Here is a 16,055-nt window from a genome sequence, read left to right as displayed (position 1 = left end):
ATGGTGCAACTGCTCGGACCGCAGGACCGGCTGCTGCGGATGCTCGAGAAGGAGCACCGCGATGTGCAGGTGCTCGTGCGCGGCAACGAGATCACCCTCGGCGGCGACGCAGATGCGGTCGCGAAGGCGAAAGCCCTCGTCGAAGAACTGCTCGCCATGACCAGGGCTGGGCATGATCTGGCTCCGAGCGATGTCTCCAGCTCTGCGCGCATGCTGCGCCAGGAGGGCGGTCCGCGGCCGAGCGAGGTCCTGGGCGAGGCGATCCTGACCACGCGCGGCAAGGTGATCCGTCCGAAGACGCTCGGGCAGAAGGAGTACGTCGACGCGATCGAGGAGAACACGATCGTCTTCGGCATCGGCCCTGCCGGTACGGGCAAGACCTACCTGGCGATGGCGAAGGCCGTGCAGGCGCTGCAACGCAAAGAGGTCACGCGCATCATCCTCACCCGCCCGGCCGTCGAGGCGGGCGAGCGGCTCGGGTTCCTTCCCGGCACGCTGACCGACAAGATCGATCCATACCTCCGACCGCTGTACGACGCGCTCAACGAGATGATGGACCCCGAGATCGTGCCGCGCCTCATGGCGACGGGGACCATCGAGGTCGCGCCCCTCGCCTACATGCGCGGGCGCACGCTCAACGATTCGTTCGTGGTGCTCGACGAGGCGCAGAACACCACGCCCGAGCAGATGAAGATGTTCCTCACGCGCCTCGGCTTCGGCACGCGCATGGTCGTGACGGGTGACATCACCCAGGTCGACCTCCCGCAGGGCTCTTCCGGACTCCGTCTGGTCACGCGCGTGCTCGACGGTATCGACGACATCCACTTCTCCCGGCTGACCAGCGACGACGTCGTCCGTCACTCGCTGGTCGGACGCATCGTCGACGCATACAGCGAGTACGACGAGAAGCGCACCGCACAGCGATTCGAGCGCGAGCAGGCGGCGGAGTTCGCCAACCGCGCCGACCGCAGGGGAGCGCAGCGCCCCGGACCACGTGACCGCATGCCGAAACGAGGACTCTCATGATCGAGATCAACAACGAGTCGGCCATCGACGTCGACGAGACCGTGCTCCAGCGGCTCACGGATTACAACCTGGCGCAGCTGCACGTCAGCCCGGATGCCGAGGTCGCGATCGTCCTCGTCGACGAGGGTGCGATGGAGGCCCTCCACGTGCAGTGGATGGACGAGCCCGGACCCACCGACGTGCTCAGCTTCCCGATGGACGAGCTGCGTCCGGGTACGGAAGACCGCCCCACCGCTCCCGGGCTCCTGGGCGACATCGTGCTGTGCCCGCAGGTGGCCGAGGCGCAGGCTCAGGCCGCGCGTCACACCCTGATGGATGAGCTGATCCTGCTCACCACCCATGGTCTGCTCCACCTTCTCGGATTCGATCACGCCGAGCCCGACGAGGAGCGTGAGATGTTCGGACTGCAGAAGGAACTGATCCAGGGCTTCGCCGCGGCTGAACGTCGCCGATGACGGCCGCCCTCCTTCTCGTCGCCGCCGTCTTGTTGGTGGCGTTCGGCGGTCTCATGGCCGCGATCGATGCCGCCTACGGCGTCGCTTCCCGCGCGAATCTCGCGGACATGGCGACGGAGGGGCGCCGGGCCAAGGCGCTGGGGCGCATCGCCGCCGATCTGGACGCGCATGTCAACGCGGTCGCGTTCATCCGCGTGCTCGCCGAGGTGACCGCTGCGGTGCTGGTGACCGTCGCTTTCACGATGCTCATCGACAACAACTGGTGGGCGATGCTCGCCGCCGCGCTGCTGATGACGGCGATCACGTTCGTGCTCGTCGGCGCGAGCCCTCGGTCTTTCGGTCGTCAGCACGCAGAGGGCATGATCCGCGGCACCGCCTCTATCGTCCGCGGACTCCGCATCTTCCTCGGACCGCTCGCCCAGGCGCTCGTCGTGCTGGGCAACAGGGTCACGCCCGGCACGGGCCGCAGCTCCTTCGCCAGCGAGGACCAGCTGCTCAGCATGGTCGATGAGGCGGCATCGAACGACCTCATCGAGGAGGACGACCGAGACCTCATCCACTCGGTGTTCGACTTCACCGACCAGTTCGTCCGCGCCGTCATGGTGCCGCGCACCGAGATGGTGACCGTCGATGCCACCGCGACGACGGACGAGGCGATGTCGCTGTTCCTGAACCGCGGCGTCTCCCGGATGCCCGTCGTGGACGATGACGCCGATGATGTCGTCGGCGTGCTCTATCTCAAGGACCTCGTGCAGTTCGCGTATCGCGACGACAGTGCCTGGCGCGCCGCGTCCATCCGGCCGATCGCGCGACCGGCGACCTTCGTGCCGGAGTCGATGCGGGCCGAGACGCTGCTGCAGCAGATGAAGCGCGACGCCGTGCACGTGTGCCTGGTGATCGATGAGCACGGTGGCATCTCGGGCCTCGTGACGCTCGAGGATCTGATCGAGGAGCTCGTCGGCGAGATCTCCGACGAGTACGATCAGGTATCCGCAGAGTTCGTCGATCTCGGTCACGGACGTTACCGCGTGAGTGCCCGTCTCTCCCTGGAGGACGTCGGCGACCTCTTCGGCCTCGAACTCGAGGACGAGGACGTCGACTCGATCGGCGGTCTGCTCGGCAAAGCGCTGGGACAGGTTCCGCAGCCCGGGGCGACGGCGACGGTGGAGGGCCTGGTCCTCACCGGAGGAGCATCTCGCGGCCGAGGTCGCGGGATCGCGACCGTGTTCGTGGAACGTGCGGCAGGAGACCCTGACGCTTCGCAGGATGAAGGAGATCGACACGATGACTGACGACACCCGAAGCGGGTTCGTGACCTTCGTCGGCCGCCCCAACGTCGGCAAGTCGACGCTGACGAACGCGCTCGTCGGCGAGAAGATCGCCATCACCAGCGAGAAGCCGCAGACCACCCGTCGCGCCATCCGCGGCATCGTGAATCGCCCCGAGGGGCAGCTCGTCATCGTCGACACCCCGGGCATCCACAAGCCGAGGACACTGCTCGGCGAGCGGCTGAACGACCTGGTGGAGCAGGTGCTCGGCGACGTCGACGTCATCGGGTTCTGCGTACCCGCGAACGAGAAGGTCGGCCCGGGCGACCGCCGCATCGCCGCGTCGCTCGACGGCTATCCGCGTGCCAAGAAGATCGCGATCGTGACGAAGACCGACGTCGCGGCCCGCGACGAGATCACCGAGCGTCTGCTGGAGGTCGATGCGCTGCGCGAGGACTGGTCCGCGGTGATCCCGCTGTCTGCGCTGACGAGGGACCAGCTCGACGTCCTGTCCGACGAGATCCTGCTGCTGATGCCCAAGGGCCCCGCCCTGTATCCGGAGGGCATCACGACCGACGAGTCGCAGGAGGACCGTATCGCCGAGATGATCCGCGAGGCGGCTCTCGAGGGGGTCCGCGACGAATTGCCTCACTCGATCGCGGTCGTGATCGACGACATCGCACCGCGCGAGGGCACCGATCTCACCGACGTGCATGCGTCGATCGTCGTCGAGCGCGACAGCCAGAAGGCGATCATCATCGGGCACAAGGGCAAGCGGCTGAGCGAAGTCGGCGCGCGTGCCCGCGCCGGCATCGAGGCGCTGCTCGGCACCCGTGTGTTCCTCGGTCTGCATGTCAAGGTCGCGAAGGAATGGCAGCGAGACCCGAAGCAGCTCGGCCGGCTCGGCTTCTGAGATGAGGCCCGGTCACACGTCGATGGCGGCGGGAAGGCCGCCGACCCCGCAGACATGAGCTTCCGCAGCGATGACCCGAATCCGCTGCGGAACGAGGTCTTCACACGAGTTTTCGACGCTCACTGGGCGGCGGTACGGCACCATGTCGAGGGCGTCGTCGGCGATGAGGAGGAAGTCACCGAGATCGTCTCCGAGGTGTTCCTGCACGCCTGGTCGCGATTGCGACCGGCACGACCCCCCAGTCGCGTCTGGCTGCTCCGCGCCGCCGATCGGCGTCTGCGCTCTCGCTCGCGTCGCTCTTCGACGCCGACCTGCGCCCTCGACGCCGTGCACGGTGGAGTGACCGATGCCGACGAACAGCCGGGACCGGCAGGTCGTTCGGAAGTCGTTCGTGCTTTGGGTGTCCTCACTCCGGCCCAACGGCGTATCATCATGCTCACGTACTGGGATGGGCTCGCGGTGGGGGAGATCGCGGAGTTGTTGCGCGCTTCTGAGTTCCGGGTACGAAAGACGCTGGGCGTCGCGCAGAATCGTCTGCGCGATGAGCTGGGCCTGGAGGGGCTGATAACGGGTGATGACTGACAACGCCGTGCTCGAGCGGATGCTGATCGAAGCCGACCCTGCGCCGACGCCGCGCGATGCGCCACCCGATGCCCGTGCACTCGCCACCCGCGACCGAATCCTCCGAAGCGACGTGGCACCGAAGCGCCGGCGGGCGCAGACACTCGGCTGGGCGGGCGGGCTCACGGCCGTCGCCGCCTCCGCTGCTCTGGTGATCGGGGTGCTCTCGCCGCAGGGAGCGGCTGTCGCCGGCACGCCCGCGCCGCTGGAATTCACCGGATCGAGCACGGTCGCGCAGCTCGTCGACGACGCGGAGACGGCTCTCGCCGAGACCCCGGGGCCGGCGGCGCCGATGCGAACCGTCAGGACGGCCTCGTGGGGCTTCCAGGTCGACGTCGACACGAAGACGACGACGGTCGTGCCGCAGCTCTCGACCCTCGTGTGGGAACCGGACGGCTCCGGGCGGATGACCATCATCGCCGGTGTGCCGTATGACCCTTCCGACGCGGTCGCCAGCAATGCCGCCGAGGTCTCGAGCAGCGGCGAGGTCGTCACCGATCTGGTGATGGGGCCGGGGGATTTCGACACTCCCTGGACGACGGTGCCCGGCGAGACACGTGACGACATGGTGGCGATGCTCGAGGCGTTCGGGATGCCGGCGGATCCCACCGCATACGACGTCGGGCTGGCGCTCACGTCGGTCCTCGATCAGTGGACGCTCACCGACGCGCAGCACCAGGAGCTGCTTCTCCTGCTCGAGGAGGCCGGGGGCGGTGAAGCTCTCGGGAACACGATCGACCGACTGGGGCGTGCGGTGACCGGTGTGCGGGTCCAGTCCCCGGACGGCGCCGTGAGCGACCTCGTCCTGGTGTCGCGCGATACCGGACGGATAGTGGGCGTCGAACGCACGGTGTTGAAAGCCGATGACGTGTTCCCCGTAGGCGCGATCATCTCGTATCAGATGTGGGATCTCGATGAGGAGACCGTGCGATGAGACGCACCACTCTGTTGGCGGCCGCCCTGCTCGGGATGACCATGACGCTGGGGGCGGCCCCGGCCATGGCCGCCGCGGAGGACGACCGTGAGGTCGATCCCCTGGTCGCGGCGGTACTCGATGAGGTGCCGGGCGGGGTTCTCATCGACGGGCGGCACGCGGTGTGGCCCAAGCTGGACATGGAGCTCACCGTCCCCGCAGCCACGGGCGTGGCATCGCGCTCGGTCGGCAGCTGTACGACCGGAAGGATCTGCGCTTACAGCAGCACGTCGCTCGGCGGAGGAGCTCTCACGTTCGGCACCTGCGCCGTGCATGCGATCCCGTCGAGCTTCACGGTCAAGTCCGCCGCCAACGCGCGCAGTACCGGATCCGTGCAGGTGCGCAACGGGTCGACCGTCCTGAAGACCGTGGCTGCCGGGAGCTGGAGCAATGTCTCCGGCACGGTCACCAACCTGCGCTGTCTCCTCTGAGCTGTGTCGTCGTCGATGTCCTCGGGGGAACTGCCGCTGGCGAAGCACTGGGTGGCGACCGCGCCGGGCCCGCCGGATTCGTGGGAGTCCGTCGAGGAGCGCCTGTCGGCACCCGGCCGCGGTGAGGTCACGATCCGGGTGTACGCGGCCGGCGTGAATCCTGCGGACGCGAAGCATGTCGCGTCCGGCCGCCCCGGCCTCGAGTTCCCTGTGCCGATCGGGTATGAGGTGTCCGGTGTGCTCAGCGCGGTCGGTCCGGACACCCGGATCGGCTCTGGTTCCGCGGCGATCGGAGACGAAGTCGTCGCGTTCCGGGTACGCGGGGGCTACGCGACAGAGGTCACGGTCCCGGCCGAGAAGGTCTTCGCGAAGCCGTCCACGCTCACGCACCCGGAGGCGGCGAATCTGCTTCTCGTCGGCACCACTGCGGCCGAGATGCTGGCGGTCACGGGGGCAGCGCCGGGCGAGACCGTCGTCCTCCACGGCGCCTCGGGGGCGGTCGGCGTGAGCGTCCTGCAGCAGGCTCGGCTCCGCGGCATCCGGGTGATCGGCACCGCGAGCGCCGACCGGTTCGACGAGGTACGGCGATTCGGGGGAGAGCCCGTCCGATACGGCCCGGGGCTCGCCGATCGGGTCCGGGAGGTCGCAGACGAACCGGTGGTCGCGGCGCTCGATGCCGTCGGCACGGACGAGGCCGTCGACGTGTCCCTCGACCTCGTCGCCGATCGCCGTCGCATCGTCACGATCGCCGCTCTGGGGCGCGCGGGGGCCGAGGGGATCCTGGCGATCGCCGGGTCGATGCCCGACAGTGCCCGGTTTCGCGATGAGGTGCGCAGCGAGCTGATCGCGCTCGCCCAGAACGGCGACCTCGTGGTGCCGGTCGCCCGGACGTTCCCCCTCACCGATGCACGCGACGCCCATCGACTGCTGGCGTCCGGCCACCCCGGCGGTAAGCTCGCCCTGATCCCGTAGGTCAGTCGATCTCGCGCAGGGTCGATGTCACGATCACGACACCGTCGCCGTATTCGGCATCCATCGCATTCTGGATCGTGCCGTCGTCCCACATGACCTGCAACCAGACGTATCCACGCTCGGTCCAGACGGTGAGCGCATTCGCCCCGAGGCGGGCGGAGATATCGTCCTGCACCCTGGTCAGCTCGTCCTCGGGGGTCGAGCCTTCGATGCCATCGGTCGGATCCTCCTGAGCGACAGTGTCGTACAGCGCGAGCATGATCGGCGGGTCGGTCCGGGTGAGCCGCTCGCCGTCGTACGTTGCGTAGACGGCGTACTCGCCCCAGGTGGTGTCACCGCTGGTCTCGCTGCCATCCACACCGTCCCAGGTCCACTCGTCCAGCGGCACGCCGGAGCACTGGGGCGGGTACGAGTCCAGGGTCGTCACGCAGAAATCCACGTCGCCTGCGTCATCCAACACGGTGCCCACCCCGAGGACGCGCCCCTCCGGCGGCTCGGGATGCGCGTTCTCGAGGCGCTGGTCCGACGGAACGGTGGTGCTCGTCGGGGCCGCCGAGCTGCCGGGTCCTGCCGTGCAGGCACTCAACGTGAGGAGTCCGACGGCGGATGCCACGGCGAGGATCAGGCGACGCTGCGATGTGCTCATACGGGGGAGTGTCTCCGAGCGCCTGATCGTCTCAGACACGTCGAAACCGCCCGCACATGCCTGCTAGCATGACCACATGCCTTTCGGCGGTCTGCTTCTTCTTAGCTGCCGCGACGAGTCCTAAAGCTAGGGCCTTCCTCGTCGCGGCGCTTGTGTTGGCCCGTTCATCTTGACGAAGAGAAGAAGCCCCATCATGCAGAACACTCAGCGCCCGTCCGCGATGCCGATCCACAAGTACCGGCCGTTCCACGAGCAGATCAGCGTCCACCTGCCTGACCGCACGTGGCCCGACGCCCGCATCACGGAGGCACCGCGCTGGTGCGCCGTCGACCTCCGCGACGGCAACCAGGCCCTCATCGACCCGATGTCGCCCGAGCGCAAGCGCGTCATGTTCGAGCTGCTCGTCAGCATGGGCTACAAGGAGATCGAGGTCGGCTTCCCGTCGGCGAGCCAGACGGACTTCGACTTCGTCCGACAACTCATCGAAGAGAACCTGATCCCGGACGACGTCACCATCCAGGTGTTGACCCAGGCACGCGAGCACCTGATCGAGCGAACCTACGAGTCGATCGCCGGCGCCAAGCAGGCCATCGTTCACCTCTACAACTCCACGAGCGTGCTGCAGCGCGAGGTCGTGTTCCGCACGGACAAACAGGGCATCGTCGACATCGCACTCGAGGGCGCGCGCCTGTGCCGCAAGTTCGAGAAGACGATCCCAGATACGAAGGTCTACTACGAGTACTCGCCCGAGAGCTACACGGGCACCGAGCTCGAGTTCGCCGTCGACATCTGCAACCAGGTGATCGAGGTCTTCGAGCCGACCCCCGACCGCAAGGTGATCATCAACCTGCCGGCCACGGTCGAGATGGCTTCGCCGAACGTCTACGCCGACTCGATCGAGTGGATGAGCCGTCACCTGAACCACCGCGAGAACATCATCCTCTCGCTGCACCCGCACAACGACCGCGGCACCGCCATCGCCGCGGCCGAGCTCGGCTACATGGCCGGCGCCGACCGCATCGAGGGCTGCCTGTTCGGCAACGGCGAGCGCACGGGCAACGTCGACATCGTCGCGCTGGGCATCAACCTGTTCACCCAGGGCATCGATCCGCAGATCGATTTCAGCGACATCGACCAGGTCAAGCGCACGGTCGAGTACTGCAACCAGCTGCCCGTGCCCGAGCGCAGCCCGTGGGCCGGCGACCTCGTCTTCACCGCATTCAGCGGCTCGCACCAGGATGCGATCAAGAAGGGCTTCGAGGCGATGGAGGCCCGGGCGAGCGCCGAGGGCGTCACGGTCGACGAGATCGAGTGGGCGGTCCCGTACCTGCCCGTAGACCCGAAGGATCTGGGTCGCTCGTACGAGGCGGTCATCCGCGTCAACTCGCAGTCCGGCAAGGGTGGCGTCGCGTACCTGCTGAAGTCGGATCACGCGATCGATCTTCCGCGCAAGCTGCAGATCGAGTTCTCCGGTGTCGTGCAGGCCAAGACGGATGCCGAGGGCGGCGAGGTCACGTCCGACCAGATCTGGTCGATCTTCAACGACGAGTACCTGCCCGCCGACGACTCTGCGGCCAAGTGGGGGCGCTTCGAGCTGCTCGCGACCCAGACCCGCAGCGACATGTCGGGCGACGTGGTGCTCGACGTGGTTCTGCGCGACGACGACCAGGAGGTGTCCGTCTCGGGCAACGGCAACGGCCCTGTCGCGGCGTTCGTCGAGGTGCTGCGCGGTCAGGGCTTCGACATCACGGTGTACGACTACGTCGAGCACGCTCTCAGCGCCGGCGGTGACGCGCAGGCCGCGGCCTACGTCGAGCTGCAGGTGGGCGACCAGCGTTTGTGGGGCGTCGGCATCGACGGGGACATCTCGACCGCGTCGCTCAAGGCGATCGTCTCGGGCGTGAACCGCTCGATCCGCACGCGTCAGCCGGAGCTCGCGGCAGTCTGACGATGCGTATACGAACGCCCCCTCGGTGTCGACCGAGGGGGCGTTCGTCGTCACCTGCTCACACCCACTGGACGAGCTGCCAGACGAGGCCGTTCGGGTCGGCGAACTGGCAGTAGCGCTCACCCCAGGGCTCCGTCTCCGGGGGAGTGATGACGCGTGCGCTCGTCGCGATGCGGGCGAACTCCGCATCGATGTCCTCGACGACGAACACGAGCAGTGTGCCCTGCCCCGCAGAACCGGCGATCTCCTGAGGCCGGAACGTCTGCAGCCCGGTCTGCAGGAAGATGAGGTTCGGCGCGTCCGGGTGCTGCAGGGAGACGAAGCCCTCGGCGGACATGGCCTCCTCGAATCCGAAGTGGGTCTTCGCGAAAGACGCCGAGGCGGCGACGTCGGGGACGTTGAGCGAGATGGCGGTCTGGGTGATGTTCACGGTGTCTCCTGTCTAAACTACGTACAACGTACAGGGTTAAGTCTTCGCGTGAGAGGATTATTCCGACATGGCCAAGAATCTGGTGGATCTCCTCTGGCGGGATGACTCGGCTGCCGCCGGCGGGCGTCGCGGACCCCGGGCGCGCCATTCGACGGCGGAGGTCGTCTCGCGCGCGATCGAGCTCGCCGATCGCGGAGGCCTGGACACCGTGACGATCCGCGCCCTCGCGCAGTCGCTCGAGCTGCCGCCGATGTCGATCTACACGCATGTCAACAGCCGCGATGACCTGCTGGTGCTGATGATCGACCAGATGCATGCACGGATGATCGTGCGGCCGGTCGAGGAAGCCGCATGGTCCGATCGCGTGCGCACCGTGGCCGAGGAGAACCTCGACCTGCTGCGTGGACACAGCTGGTTGCTCGACATCGCAGACCAGCGTGCTGCGCTCGGACCCGGCACGATCGCGAAGTACGACCGCGAGCTGCACGCGTTCGATGAGACCGGGCTGGAAGGCGTGGAACGCGACGCCGCCCTGTCCTTCGTCCTGGACTTCGTGCGTGCCGCGGCGAGCCGGATGCGGGAGAACTCCGAGAAGGAGCAGCTCGGCGCTTTCTGGGCGGAGGCGGGACCGCGTCTGTCGACCCACCTCGGGGAGGAGCACCCGCTCGCGCAGTCCGTCGGTCAGGCCGCGGGCGAATCCCTGGGCGCGGCCTACGACGCCGATGCCGCATGGGAGTTCGGCCTGGCCCGGGTCCTCGACGGCCTTCGCGCCCTCATCGAGGAGCGGGCTGCATCCTGAGACTGAGGCTCAGCTGTCGGCGCTGGGCTTGACGATCGCGATGGCGCCCGTCTCGGCGGCGACCTTGCGTCGATAGATGCGGCGCTGCTCCGGGAGGGAGACATCGAACGTGACGGCGAGGATGCGGATCACGGTCGTCACGGCGATGCCGATGACCGCGGCGATCGTGATGGGCATGCCCAGCGCCACGGCGATGACGATGAATGTGCATCCGGCACCGGCCGCGACGGCGTAGAGGGAGCCCACGTGCATGATCGCGGTCGGCAGCCCCATCAACATGTCGCGGAGCACGCTGCCGCCGACGGCCGCGCAGACGCCGATGAACACCGCGGGTACCTCGGGGATGCCGAATGCCAGGGCCTTGCTGGTGCCGAACGCACCGAACATCCCGATGACGACCGCGTCGAGGACCACGATCGCGGTGTTCAGGCGGGTGAACAGACCCGCGAGGAGCATGCCAAGGAGTGCTGCTCCCGCCGCCGTGACGAGATACCACTGGTTCTGCAGCGTGGCCGGTGTCTGCCCGAGCAGGATGTCGCGGATGAGACCGCCGCCCATGCCGATCATGATGCCGATGATCGCGACACCCAGCCAGTCGAGGCGTCGCTGGCCCTGGAACCCCGATGCGAACATCGCGCCCTGGACCCCGCCGAGGCCGACGCCGAGCAGGTCCGCCCACAGCGGAATGGTGAAGAGCGGTTCGGTCACCCGACCATTCTCCTGCACGGAGGATAATCGAGGGGTGCCCACCTACCGAGACGAAGCTGTGATCCTGCGCACTCACAAGCTCGGTGAGGCGGATCGCATCGTCACCATGCTCTCGCGACGCCACGGCAAGGTCCGCGCGGTCGCGAAGGGGGTGCGCCGCACGTCATCGAAGTTCGGTGCCAGGCTCGAGCCGTTCATGGTCGCCGACGTGCAGCTGTATCAGGGACGCTCGCTCGACATCGTGCAGCAGGCGGAGTCGCTCGGCTCCTACGGCACGGACATCGCGGCGCACTACGACCGGTTCACCGCGGCGAACGCGATGGTGGAGACGGCCGACCGGCTGAGCGACGCCGAGGCCACCCCCGACCAGTACCTGCTCCTCGTGGGCGGGCTGAGGGCGCTGTCGCGCGGAGAGCACGTCGCGCGCAGCATCCTGGACTCCTATCTCCTGCGGGTCATGTCCCTCTCCGGGTGGGCGCCCTCCCTCGATGAATGCGCGCGCTGTGGCACGCCGGGCCCGCACTCCCGGTTCGTCGCGCAGCTGGGCGGCCTGGTGTGCACGAACTGCGCCCCGGCCGGCAGCCCTCGCGTCGCCGAGAAGACGCTGACCCTGCTCCGTGCCTTGATCTCGGGTGAATGGGACGTCATCGACGCGTCCCCGCACGCCGACACGGCAGCCGCGTCCGGACTCGTCTCCGCCTACGCCCAATGGCACCTGGAGCGCGGCATCCGCTCGCTCGCCCATGTGTCGGACATCTCGTCGGAAGGACCGCGATGAGCCCGAAGCCCTACACGCACAAGGACGCGGTGCCCTATCGCCCGCTGGACTGGACCGGTGTGCACCCGCCGGCGTTCCGGGCCGTGCCCGAGCACGTCGCGATCGTCATGGACGGCAACGGCCGCTGGGCCAACCGCCGAGGGCTCAACCGCATCGAGGGTCACAAGGCGGGCGAGGAGGTGCTGCTCGACGTCGTCGCCGGTGCCATCCAGGCCGGTGTGAAGCATCTCTCCGTGTACGCGTTCTCGACGGAGAACTGGGCGCGCTCTCCCGAGGAGGTGCGCTTCCTCATGGGCTACAACCGTGACGTGCTGCACCGTCGCCGCGACCAGCTCAACGAATGGGGCGTGCGCATCCGCTGGGCCGGCCGCAAGCCGCGTCTGTGGGGCAGCGTCATCAAAGAGCTGCAGCACGCGGAGCAGCTCACCCGCGGCAACGATGTGCTCACCCTCACGATGTGCGTCAACTACGGCGGCAGGGTCGAGCTCGTCGACGCGATGCGGGCCATCGCGGATGACGTCGCCGCCGGTCGGGTGAAGCCGAAGGCCATCACAGAGAAGATGATCCGCCGGAACCTGTACGTGCCGGACATGCCAGACGTCGACCTCTTCCTGCGAAGCTCGGGGGAGCAGCGCACCTCGAACTTCCTGCTGTGGGAGTCGGCGTACGCCGAGATGGTCTTCCTCGACACCCTGTGGCCGGACTTCTCGCGCGAGGAGCTCTGGCGCGCGATCGACATCTACCTGTCTCGGGACCGTCGCTTCGGCGGGGCGATCGACACCCCCGACGCGCCCGCCTGAGCCCGGAGCCACCGCTCGGTCTCGCGGGGATCCCGGAGCCGGACGATCGTGAGGTGCGGGTAGCGCAGGATGTAATCCGGCATCCGTTCGGTCCAATGCCCGAGGGTCTTGGTCTGCCAGGCCAGGATGTTCTCCTCGGGATCTCCGCGGAACATCTGCCAGATCGGCTTCTCGACGTTGCCGTTCCACATCCGCGTGCGGAGGATGCTGCGGCTCAGCGTCCGACGCAGCAGGCGGGAGCGCGCCACGCGGTACGGGTAGTCCAGCCAGATCGCGAGGTCGGCGCGCGGCGTGAGGATCTCATCCGTGCCCTTGCTCGTGTACTGCCACTCGGTGACCCACCGGTCTTCGGCCGCGAGCGAGCGGACGTCGTCGAGGAACTCGGGTCGCGGAGTCCAGTCCGGACCGTGGAACAGGCCGTCGATCTCGACGTGGCGCAGTCCCCACACGCTGGCGACGCGGCGCGCGAGCGTGGTCTTGCCGGAGCCCGTGACACCGGCGATCAAGACGCGCTCGGGCCGGACGGGAAGCGGGTCGGCGCCGGTGAGCATCCGAGAATCCTACCGATATCGCGACCGCCGCCTCGGAATAGCTCATAGGCGCATGCGGTTGGATGAAAGTGTGACTGAACCCATCTCCATCGACATCTGGTCCGACATCGCCTGCCCCTGGTGCTACATCGGCAAGCGCAACCTCGAGAAGGGTCTCGAAGCGGTCGCCGCCGATGAGGACGCGCCGCAGGTCAACATCACCTTCCACTCATTCGAGCTGTCGCCCGACACCCCGGTCGACTTCGACGGAGATGAGATCGACTTCCTCGCGGGGCACAAGGGCATGCCGCGGGAGCAGGTCGAGCAGATGCTGTCGAACGTGACCGGTGTCGCGGCGAACGCGGGGCTCGAGTACCGCTTCGACATCCTGCAGCACACCAACACCGTGAAGGCGCACGAGCTGCTGCACTTCGCGAAGGCCGAGGGGCTGCAGCACGAGATGGAGGAGCGGCTCATGTCCGCCTACTTCACCGAAGGCAAGCACGTCGGGAGGATCGATGACCTCGTCGCCCTCGCAACCGAGGTGGGCCTCGACGCCGACCGTGCCCGTGCGGCGCTCGAGAGCGAGCAGTACCTCCCGGCCGTGCGCCAGGATCAGGCGCAGGCGCGGGCATACGGCATCCAGGGCGTGCCGTTCTTCGTGGTCGACGGACAGTACGGCATCAGCGGCGCGCAGCCGCCGGCGGCATTCGAGAACGTGATCCGCGACCTCTGGGCCAAGCGGGACGAACCCGTCGAAGCCTGAGATCGACGGCCCACGACGCACGCGAAGACGGCGGGAACCCGAACGGGTTCCCGCCGTCTTGCTGTATGAGCGTCAGATCCGCTGCTGGCGCGGGCCCAGCGGCAGCGGCTGCATCGGCTGGTCGTTCGCGGTGAGATCGATGCCGAGCTCGCGCGCGTACACGACGCGCGTCGCGATCGTCACCTCGTCACCGGCCTCCTTGAGCTCGAAGACCCTTCCGCCGCGCATGCGGTTGCGCTCTGCGCCGTCGAGGCCGTACGCGCCGAAGCCGGTTCCGGGGGCGTAGCCGAGCATGACGCCGTAGTAGTCGCCCACGTAGTCGTTGATGTGGTCGTGGCCGACGAACACGCCCTTCACATCGCCGCGCTCGAGGATCGCATTGAACATCCCCGAGTTGAACGGGCCGGGGCACTCGTCCTCGTTGCGCTCTCCGACGATCCCGTGTCGTGCCCTGCCGCGTGCCGCATCGGCCTCCGTGCGGGTGTCGACGCCGCCCCACCACATGAAGCGGTGCTCCCAGAGCGCGATGTGAAGGAACATCAACCCCGGCACCTTGCGCCCGCGACGCCGCTCGAGCTGCTGCGACTGCTCGCGGTACCAGGCCACCTGGTCCATCCGCAGCCAGTCCCAGGTCGGGTACCCGGCGAAGTCCTGGCCATCGATGGCGCCGGGGGCGTAGCGCCCCGAGTCCATCAACCACAGGGTGAACGCCTCGCGGTTCTTCCGGGCGGCCGAGCCGATCGAGACGATCGTGTTGCTGGTGCCGGTCACACCCCGCGTGCTCTCGGCGTTCACGTTGTACTCGTACGAGCGGTAGATCTTCAGCATCCCCGCCTCGTCCACGCCCGACTGCGGGAGCGAATCCTCGTCGTGGTTGCCGTAGGTGACCGCCCAGGGGATCCGCCGGGACTCCATCGGCGTGACGACGTTGTTGATCGCCTGCTTGACGGCGAGCCGGGTCTCGCATCCGCCGGTGATCACGTCGCCGTTGATCACCACGAAGTCGGGCTTCTCCTGGTCGAGCACCTTCTCCATCAGCTCGACCGTGCGGCGGTCGGTGCGCTCATCGTCCTGGGTGTCGTTGAACTGGACCACCTTGAATGTGCCGTCGGCGCGGAACCGCAGGCCTCGGCCGGATCCGGCGCCCGCCGGGGCGATGTCGGAGGCCGCGGCGGCCTGGGCGGTGCCGAGGGGCAGGGCGGTACCGAGAGCGCCGAGCGCTCCGGCGGTGAGGACGGTGCGTCGGCTGATCGGCAGGCGGTCGGTCATGCGTGGTCTCCTTCGTCTTCGGCGATGTTCGCCGCGGTGAGACTAGGGATGCCAGATGGCGCCGGGCTGACGAGGGGGTGAACGAGACCCGCGTTCACGGGCGGATCAGCGCACGACGCGGATGACGCGGAGGTGAACGGCTGCGGACACCGTGCGGGATGCGCTGTGGTCTAGCGGGTCAGCGCTGCTTCGATCGCGCTGACGATCTCGGGGGCGTCCGGCTTCTGCTTCGGACGGAACCGCAGCACGTCACCGTCGGGCAGCACGAGGAACTTCTCGAAGTTCCACTCGACACGGCCGGCCTTGCCACCCGCGTCCGGGGTCTCCTTGAGCGCCTTGTACAGGTCCGAGGCGTTCTTGCCGTTCACCTTGACCTTGTCGTTGACGGGGAAGGAGACGCCGTAGGTCGTCGAGCAGAACTCGAGGATCTCGTCCACGGAGCCCGGTTCCTGACCGAAGAACTGGTTGCAGGGAAAGCCGACGACGGTGAAGCCGCGGTCGCCGTAGAGGCGCTGCAGTTCCTCGAGCTGCTCGTACTGCGGGGTGAGGCCGCACTTGGACGCCACGTTGACCACCAGCACCACGTCGGCGCCGAGATCGTCGAGCGTCTTCTCCTCGCCCTTCGCATCGGTGAACGGGATCGAACGGAGCGCGGAATCGGTCATATTCACAGCTTAGGTCGCAGCATCCCTCCTGGCTCCGCGTCTGGGAGAATGGACAGG

Annotated in this window: 19 protein-coding genes and 1 pseudogene; 14 read left to right on the top strand and 6 right to left on the bottom strand. The window is 67.8% G+C overall.

What is annotated here, in order from left to right; translation table 11 throughout:
• From ACFC14_RS15850 to ACFC14_RS15810, 9 genes and pseudogenes are all read left to right on the top strand, one after another.
• Positions 1-1,026: a PhoH family protein gene (locus ACFC14_RS15850; RefSeq protein ID WP_240745075.1), complete on the top strand. Its 1,026-nt coding sequence runs from the start codon at positions 1-3 to the stop codon at positions 1,024-1,026.
• Positions 1,023-1,481: an rRNA maturation RNase YbeY gene (gene ybeY, locus ACFC14_RS15845; protein ID WP_029261717.1), complete on the top strand. Its 459-nt coding sequence runs from the start codon at positions 1,023-1,025 to the stop codon at positions 1,479-1,481. The genes ACFC14_RS15850 and ybeY overlap by 4 nt, the downstream gene beginning before the upstream one ends.
• Entirely contained in the window at positions 1,478-2,773 is a 1,296-nt protein-coding gene (locus ACFC14_RS15840; RefSeq protein WP_136042000.1) for a hemolysin family protein, read from the top strand. The genes ybeY and ACFC14_RS15840 overlap by 4 nt, the downstream gene beginning before the upstream one ends.
• Positions 2,766-3,662: a GTPase Era gene (gene era / locus ACFC14_RS15835; RefSeq protein ID WP_376106460.1), complete on the top strand. Its 897-nt coding sequence runs from the start codon at positions 2,766-2,768 to the stop codon at positions 3,660-3,662. The genes ACFC14_RS15840 and era overlap by 8 nt, the downstream gene beginning before the upstream one ends.
• Before the next feature lie 54 nt (positions 3,663-3,716).
• A pseudogene (locus ACFC14_RS15830) lies at positions 3,717-3,902 on the top strand (sigma-70 family RNA polymerase sigma factor); the annotation flags it as partial.
• 99 nt (positions 3,903-4,001) lie between these two features.
• On the top strand, positions 4,002-4,244 hold the full coding sequence (locus ACFC14_RS15825; RefSeq protein ID WP_376107230.1) for an RNA polymerase sigma factor: 243 nt from the start codon (positions 4,002-4,004) through the stop codon (positions 4,242-4,244).
• On the top strand, positions 4,237-5,217 hold the full coding sequence (locus ACFC14_RS15820; protein ID WP_376106457.1) for a hypothetical protein: 981 nt from the start codon (positions 4,237-4,239) through the stop codon (positions 5,215-5,217). Before ACFC14_RS15825 ends, ACFC14_RS15820 begins: the two co-directional genes overlap by 8 nt.
• Positions 5,214-5,687 (top strand): hypothetical protein, encoded by a 474-nt coding sequence (locus tag ACFC14_RS15815; protein ID WP_376106455.1) that lies wholly within the window; start codon positions 5,214-5,216, stop codon positions 5,685-5,687. Before ACFC14_RS15820 ends, ACFC14_RS15815 begins: the two co-directional genes overlap by 4 nt.
• Positions 5,688-5,702: 15 nt before the next feature.
• Positions 5,703-6,659, top strand: coding sequence for a zinc-binding alcohol dehydrogenase family protein (locus ACFC14_RS15810; RefSeq protein ID WP_376107227.1), 957 nt, complete (start codon positions 5,703-5,705; stop codon positions 6,657-6,659).
• 1 nt (position 6,660) lies between these two features.
• On the opposite strand, the gene ACFC14_RS15805 is transcribed toward ACFC14_RS15810, so the two are convergent.
• The gene (locus ACFC14_RS15805; RefSeq protein WP_376106452.1) at positions 6,661-7,305 is read right to left on the bottom strand and encodes a hypothetical protein; all 645 of its coding nucleotides are present in this window, start codon (positions 7,303-7,305) and stop codon (positions 6,661-6,663) included.
• 193 nt (positions 7,306-7,498) lie between these two features.
• Between ACFC14_RS15805 and leuA the strand changes: the two genes are divergently transcribed.
• Positions 7,499-9,253 (top strand): 2-isopropylmalate synthase, encoded by a 1,755-nt coding sequence (gene leuA / locus ACFC14_RS15800; RefSeq protein ID WP_376106450.1) that lies wholly within the window; start codon positions 7,499-7,501, stop codon positions 9,251-9,253.
• A 58-nt stretch (positions 9,254-9,311) separates the two neighbouring features.
• Here the strand turns inward: leuA and ACFC14_RS15795 are convergent, their stop codons facing one another.
• The gene (locus ACFC14_RS15795; RefSeq protein ID WP_376106447.1) at positions 9,312-9,683 is read right to left on the bottom strand and encodes a VOC family protein; all 372 of its coding nucleotides are present in this window, start codon (positions 9,681-9,683) and stop codon (positions 9,312-9,314) included.
• A 67-nt stretch (positions 9,684-9,750) separates the two neighbouring features.
• Here ACFC14_RS15795 and ACFC14_RS15790 point away from each other — a divergent pair, with 67 nt between their 5' ends.
• On the top strand, positions 9,751-10,482 hold the full coding sequence (locus ACFC14_RS15790; protein ID WP_376106444.1) for a TetR/AcrR family transcriptional regulator C-terminal domain-containing protein: 732 nt from the start codon (positions 9,751-9,753) through the stop codon (positions 10,480-10,482).
• Between the two features lie 9 nt (positions 10,483-10,491).
• On the opposite strand, the gene ACFC14_RS15785 is transcribed toward ACFC14_RS15790, so the two are convergent.
• Complete coding sequence (locus ACFC14_RS15785; RefSeq protein WP_376106441.1) at positions 10,492-11,190, bottom strand: trimeric intracellular cation channel family protein; 699 nt, start codon at positions 11,188-11,190, stop codon at positions 10,492-10,494.
• Positions 11,191-11,224: 34 nt separating this feature from the next.
• Here ACFC14_RS15785 and recO point away from each other — a divergent pair, with 34 nt between their 5' ends.
• Positions 11,225-11,968, top strand: a complete 744-nt coding sequence (recO, locus tag ACFC14_RS15780; protein ID WP_376106438.1) for a DNA repair protein RecO — start codon at positions 11,225-11,227, stop codon at positions 11,966-11,968.
• Entirely contained in the window at positions 11,965-12,768 is an 804-nt protein-coding gene (locus ACFC14_RS15775) for an isoprenyl transferase (RefSeq protein ID WP_376106436.1), read from the top strand. The genes recO and ACFC14_RS15775 overlap by 4 nt, the downstream gene beginning before the upstream one ends.
• Here the strand turns inward: ACFC14_RS15775 and ACFC14_RS15770 are convergent.
• Positions 12,708-13,319, bottom strand: a complete 612-nt coding sequence (locus tag ACFC14_RS15770; protein WP_376106433.1) for an AAA family ATPase — start codon at positions 13,317-13,319, stop codon at positions 12,708-12,710. The genes ACFC14_RS15775 and ACFC14_RS15770 overlap by 61 nt on opposite strands.
• 70 nt (positions 13,320-13,389) lie before the next feature.
• On the opposite strand from ACFC14_RS15770, the gene ACFC14_RS15765 reads away from it, so the two are divergent.
• Positions 13,390-14,064 (top strand): DsbA family protein, encoded by a 675-nt coding sequence (locus tag ACFC14_RS15765; RefSeq protein ID WP_376106430.1) that lies wholly within the window; start codon positions 13,390-13,392, stop codon positions 14,062-14,064.
• Positions 14,065-14,136: 72 nt separating this feature from the next.
• Here the strand turns inward: ACFC14_RS15765 and ACFC14_RS15760 are convergent, their stop codons facing one another.
• Entirely contained in the window at positions 14,137-15,333 is a 1,197-nt protein-coding gene (locus ACFC14_RS15760) for a metallophosphoesterase family protein (RefSeq protein WP_376106427.1), read from the bottom strand.
• A 170-nt stretch (positions 15,334-15,503) separates the two neighbouring features.
• Positions 15,504-15,998 (bottom strand): glutathione peroxidase, encoded by a 495-nt coding sequence (locus ACFC14_RS15755; protein ID WP_376106424.1) that lies wholly within the window; start codon positions 15,996-15,998, stop codon positions 15,504-15,506.
• Positions 15,999-16,055: the final 57 nt, after the last annotated feature.

It is taken from the genome of Microbacterium sp. NPDC055988 (assembly GCF_042269505.1).
Taxonomy (GTDB): Bacteria; Actinomycetota; Actinomycetes; order Actinomycetales; family Microbacteriaceae; genus Microbacterium.
Note: the sequence above shows the minus strand (reverse complement) of the source record. Positions and strands in the feature narration are given on the sequence as shown.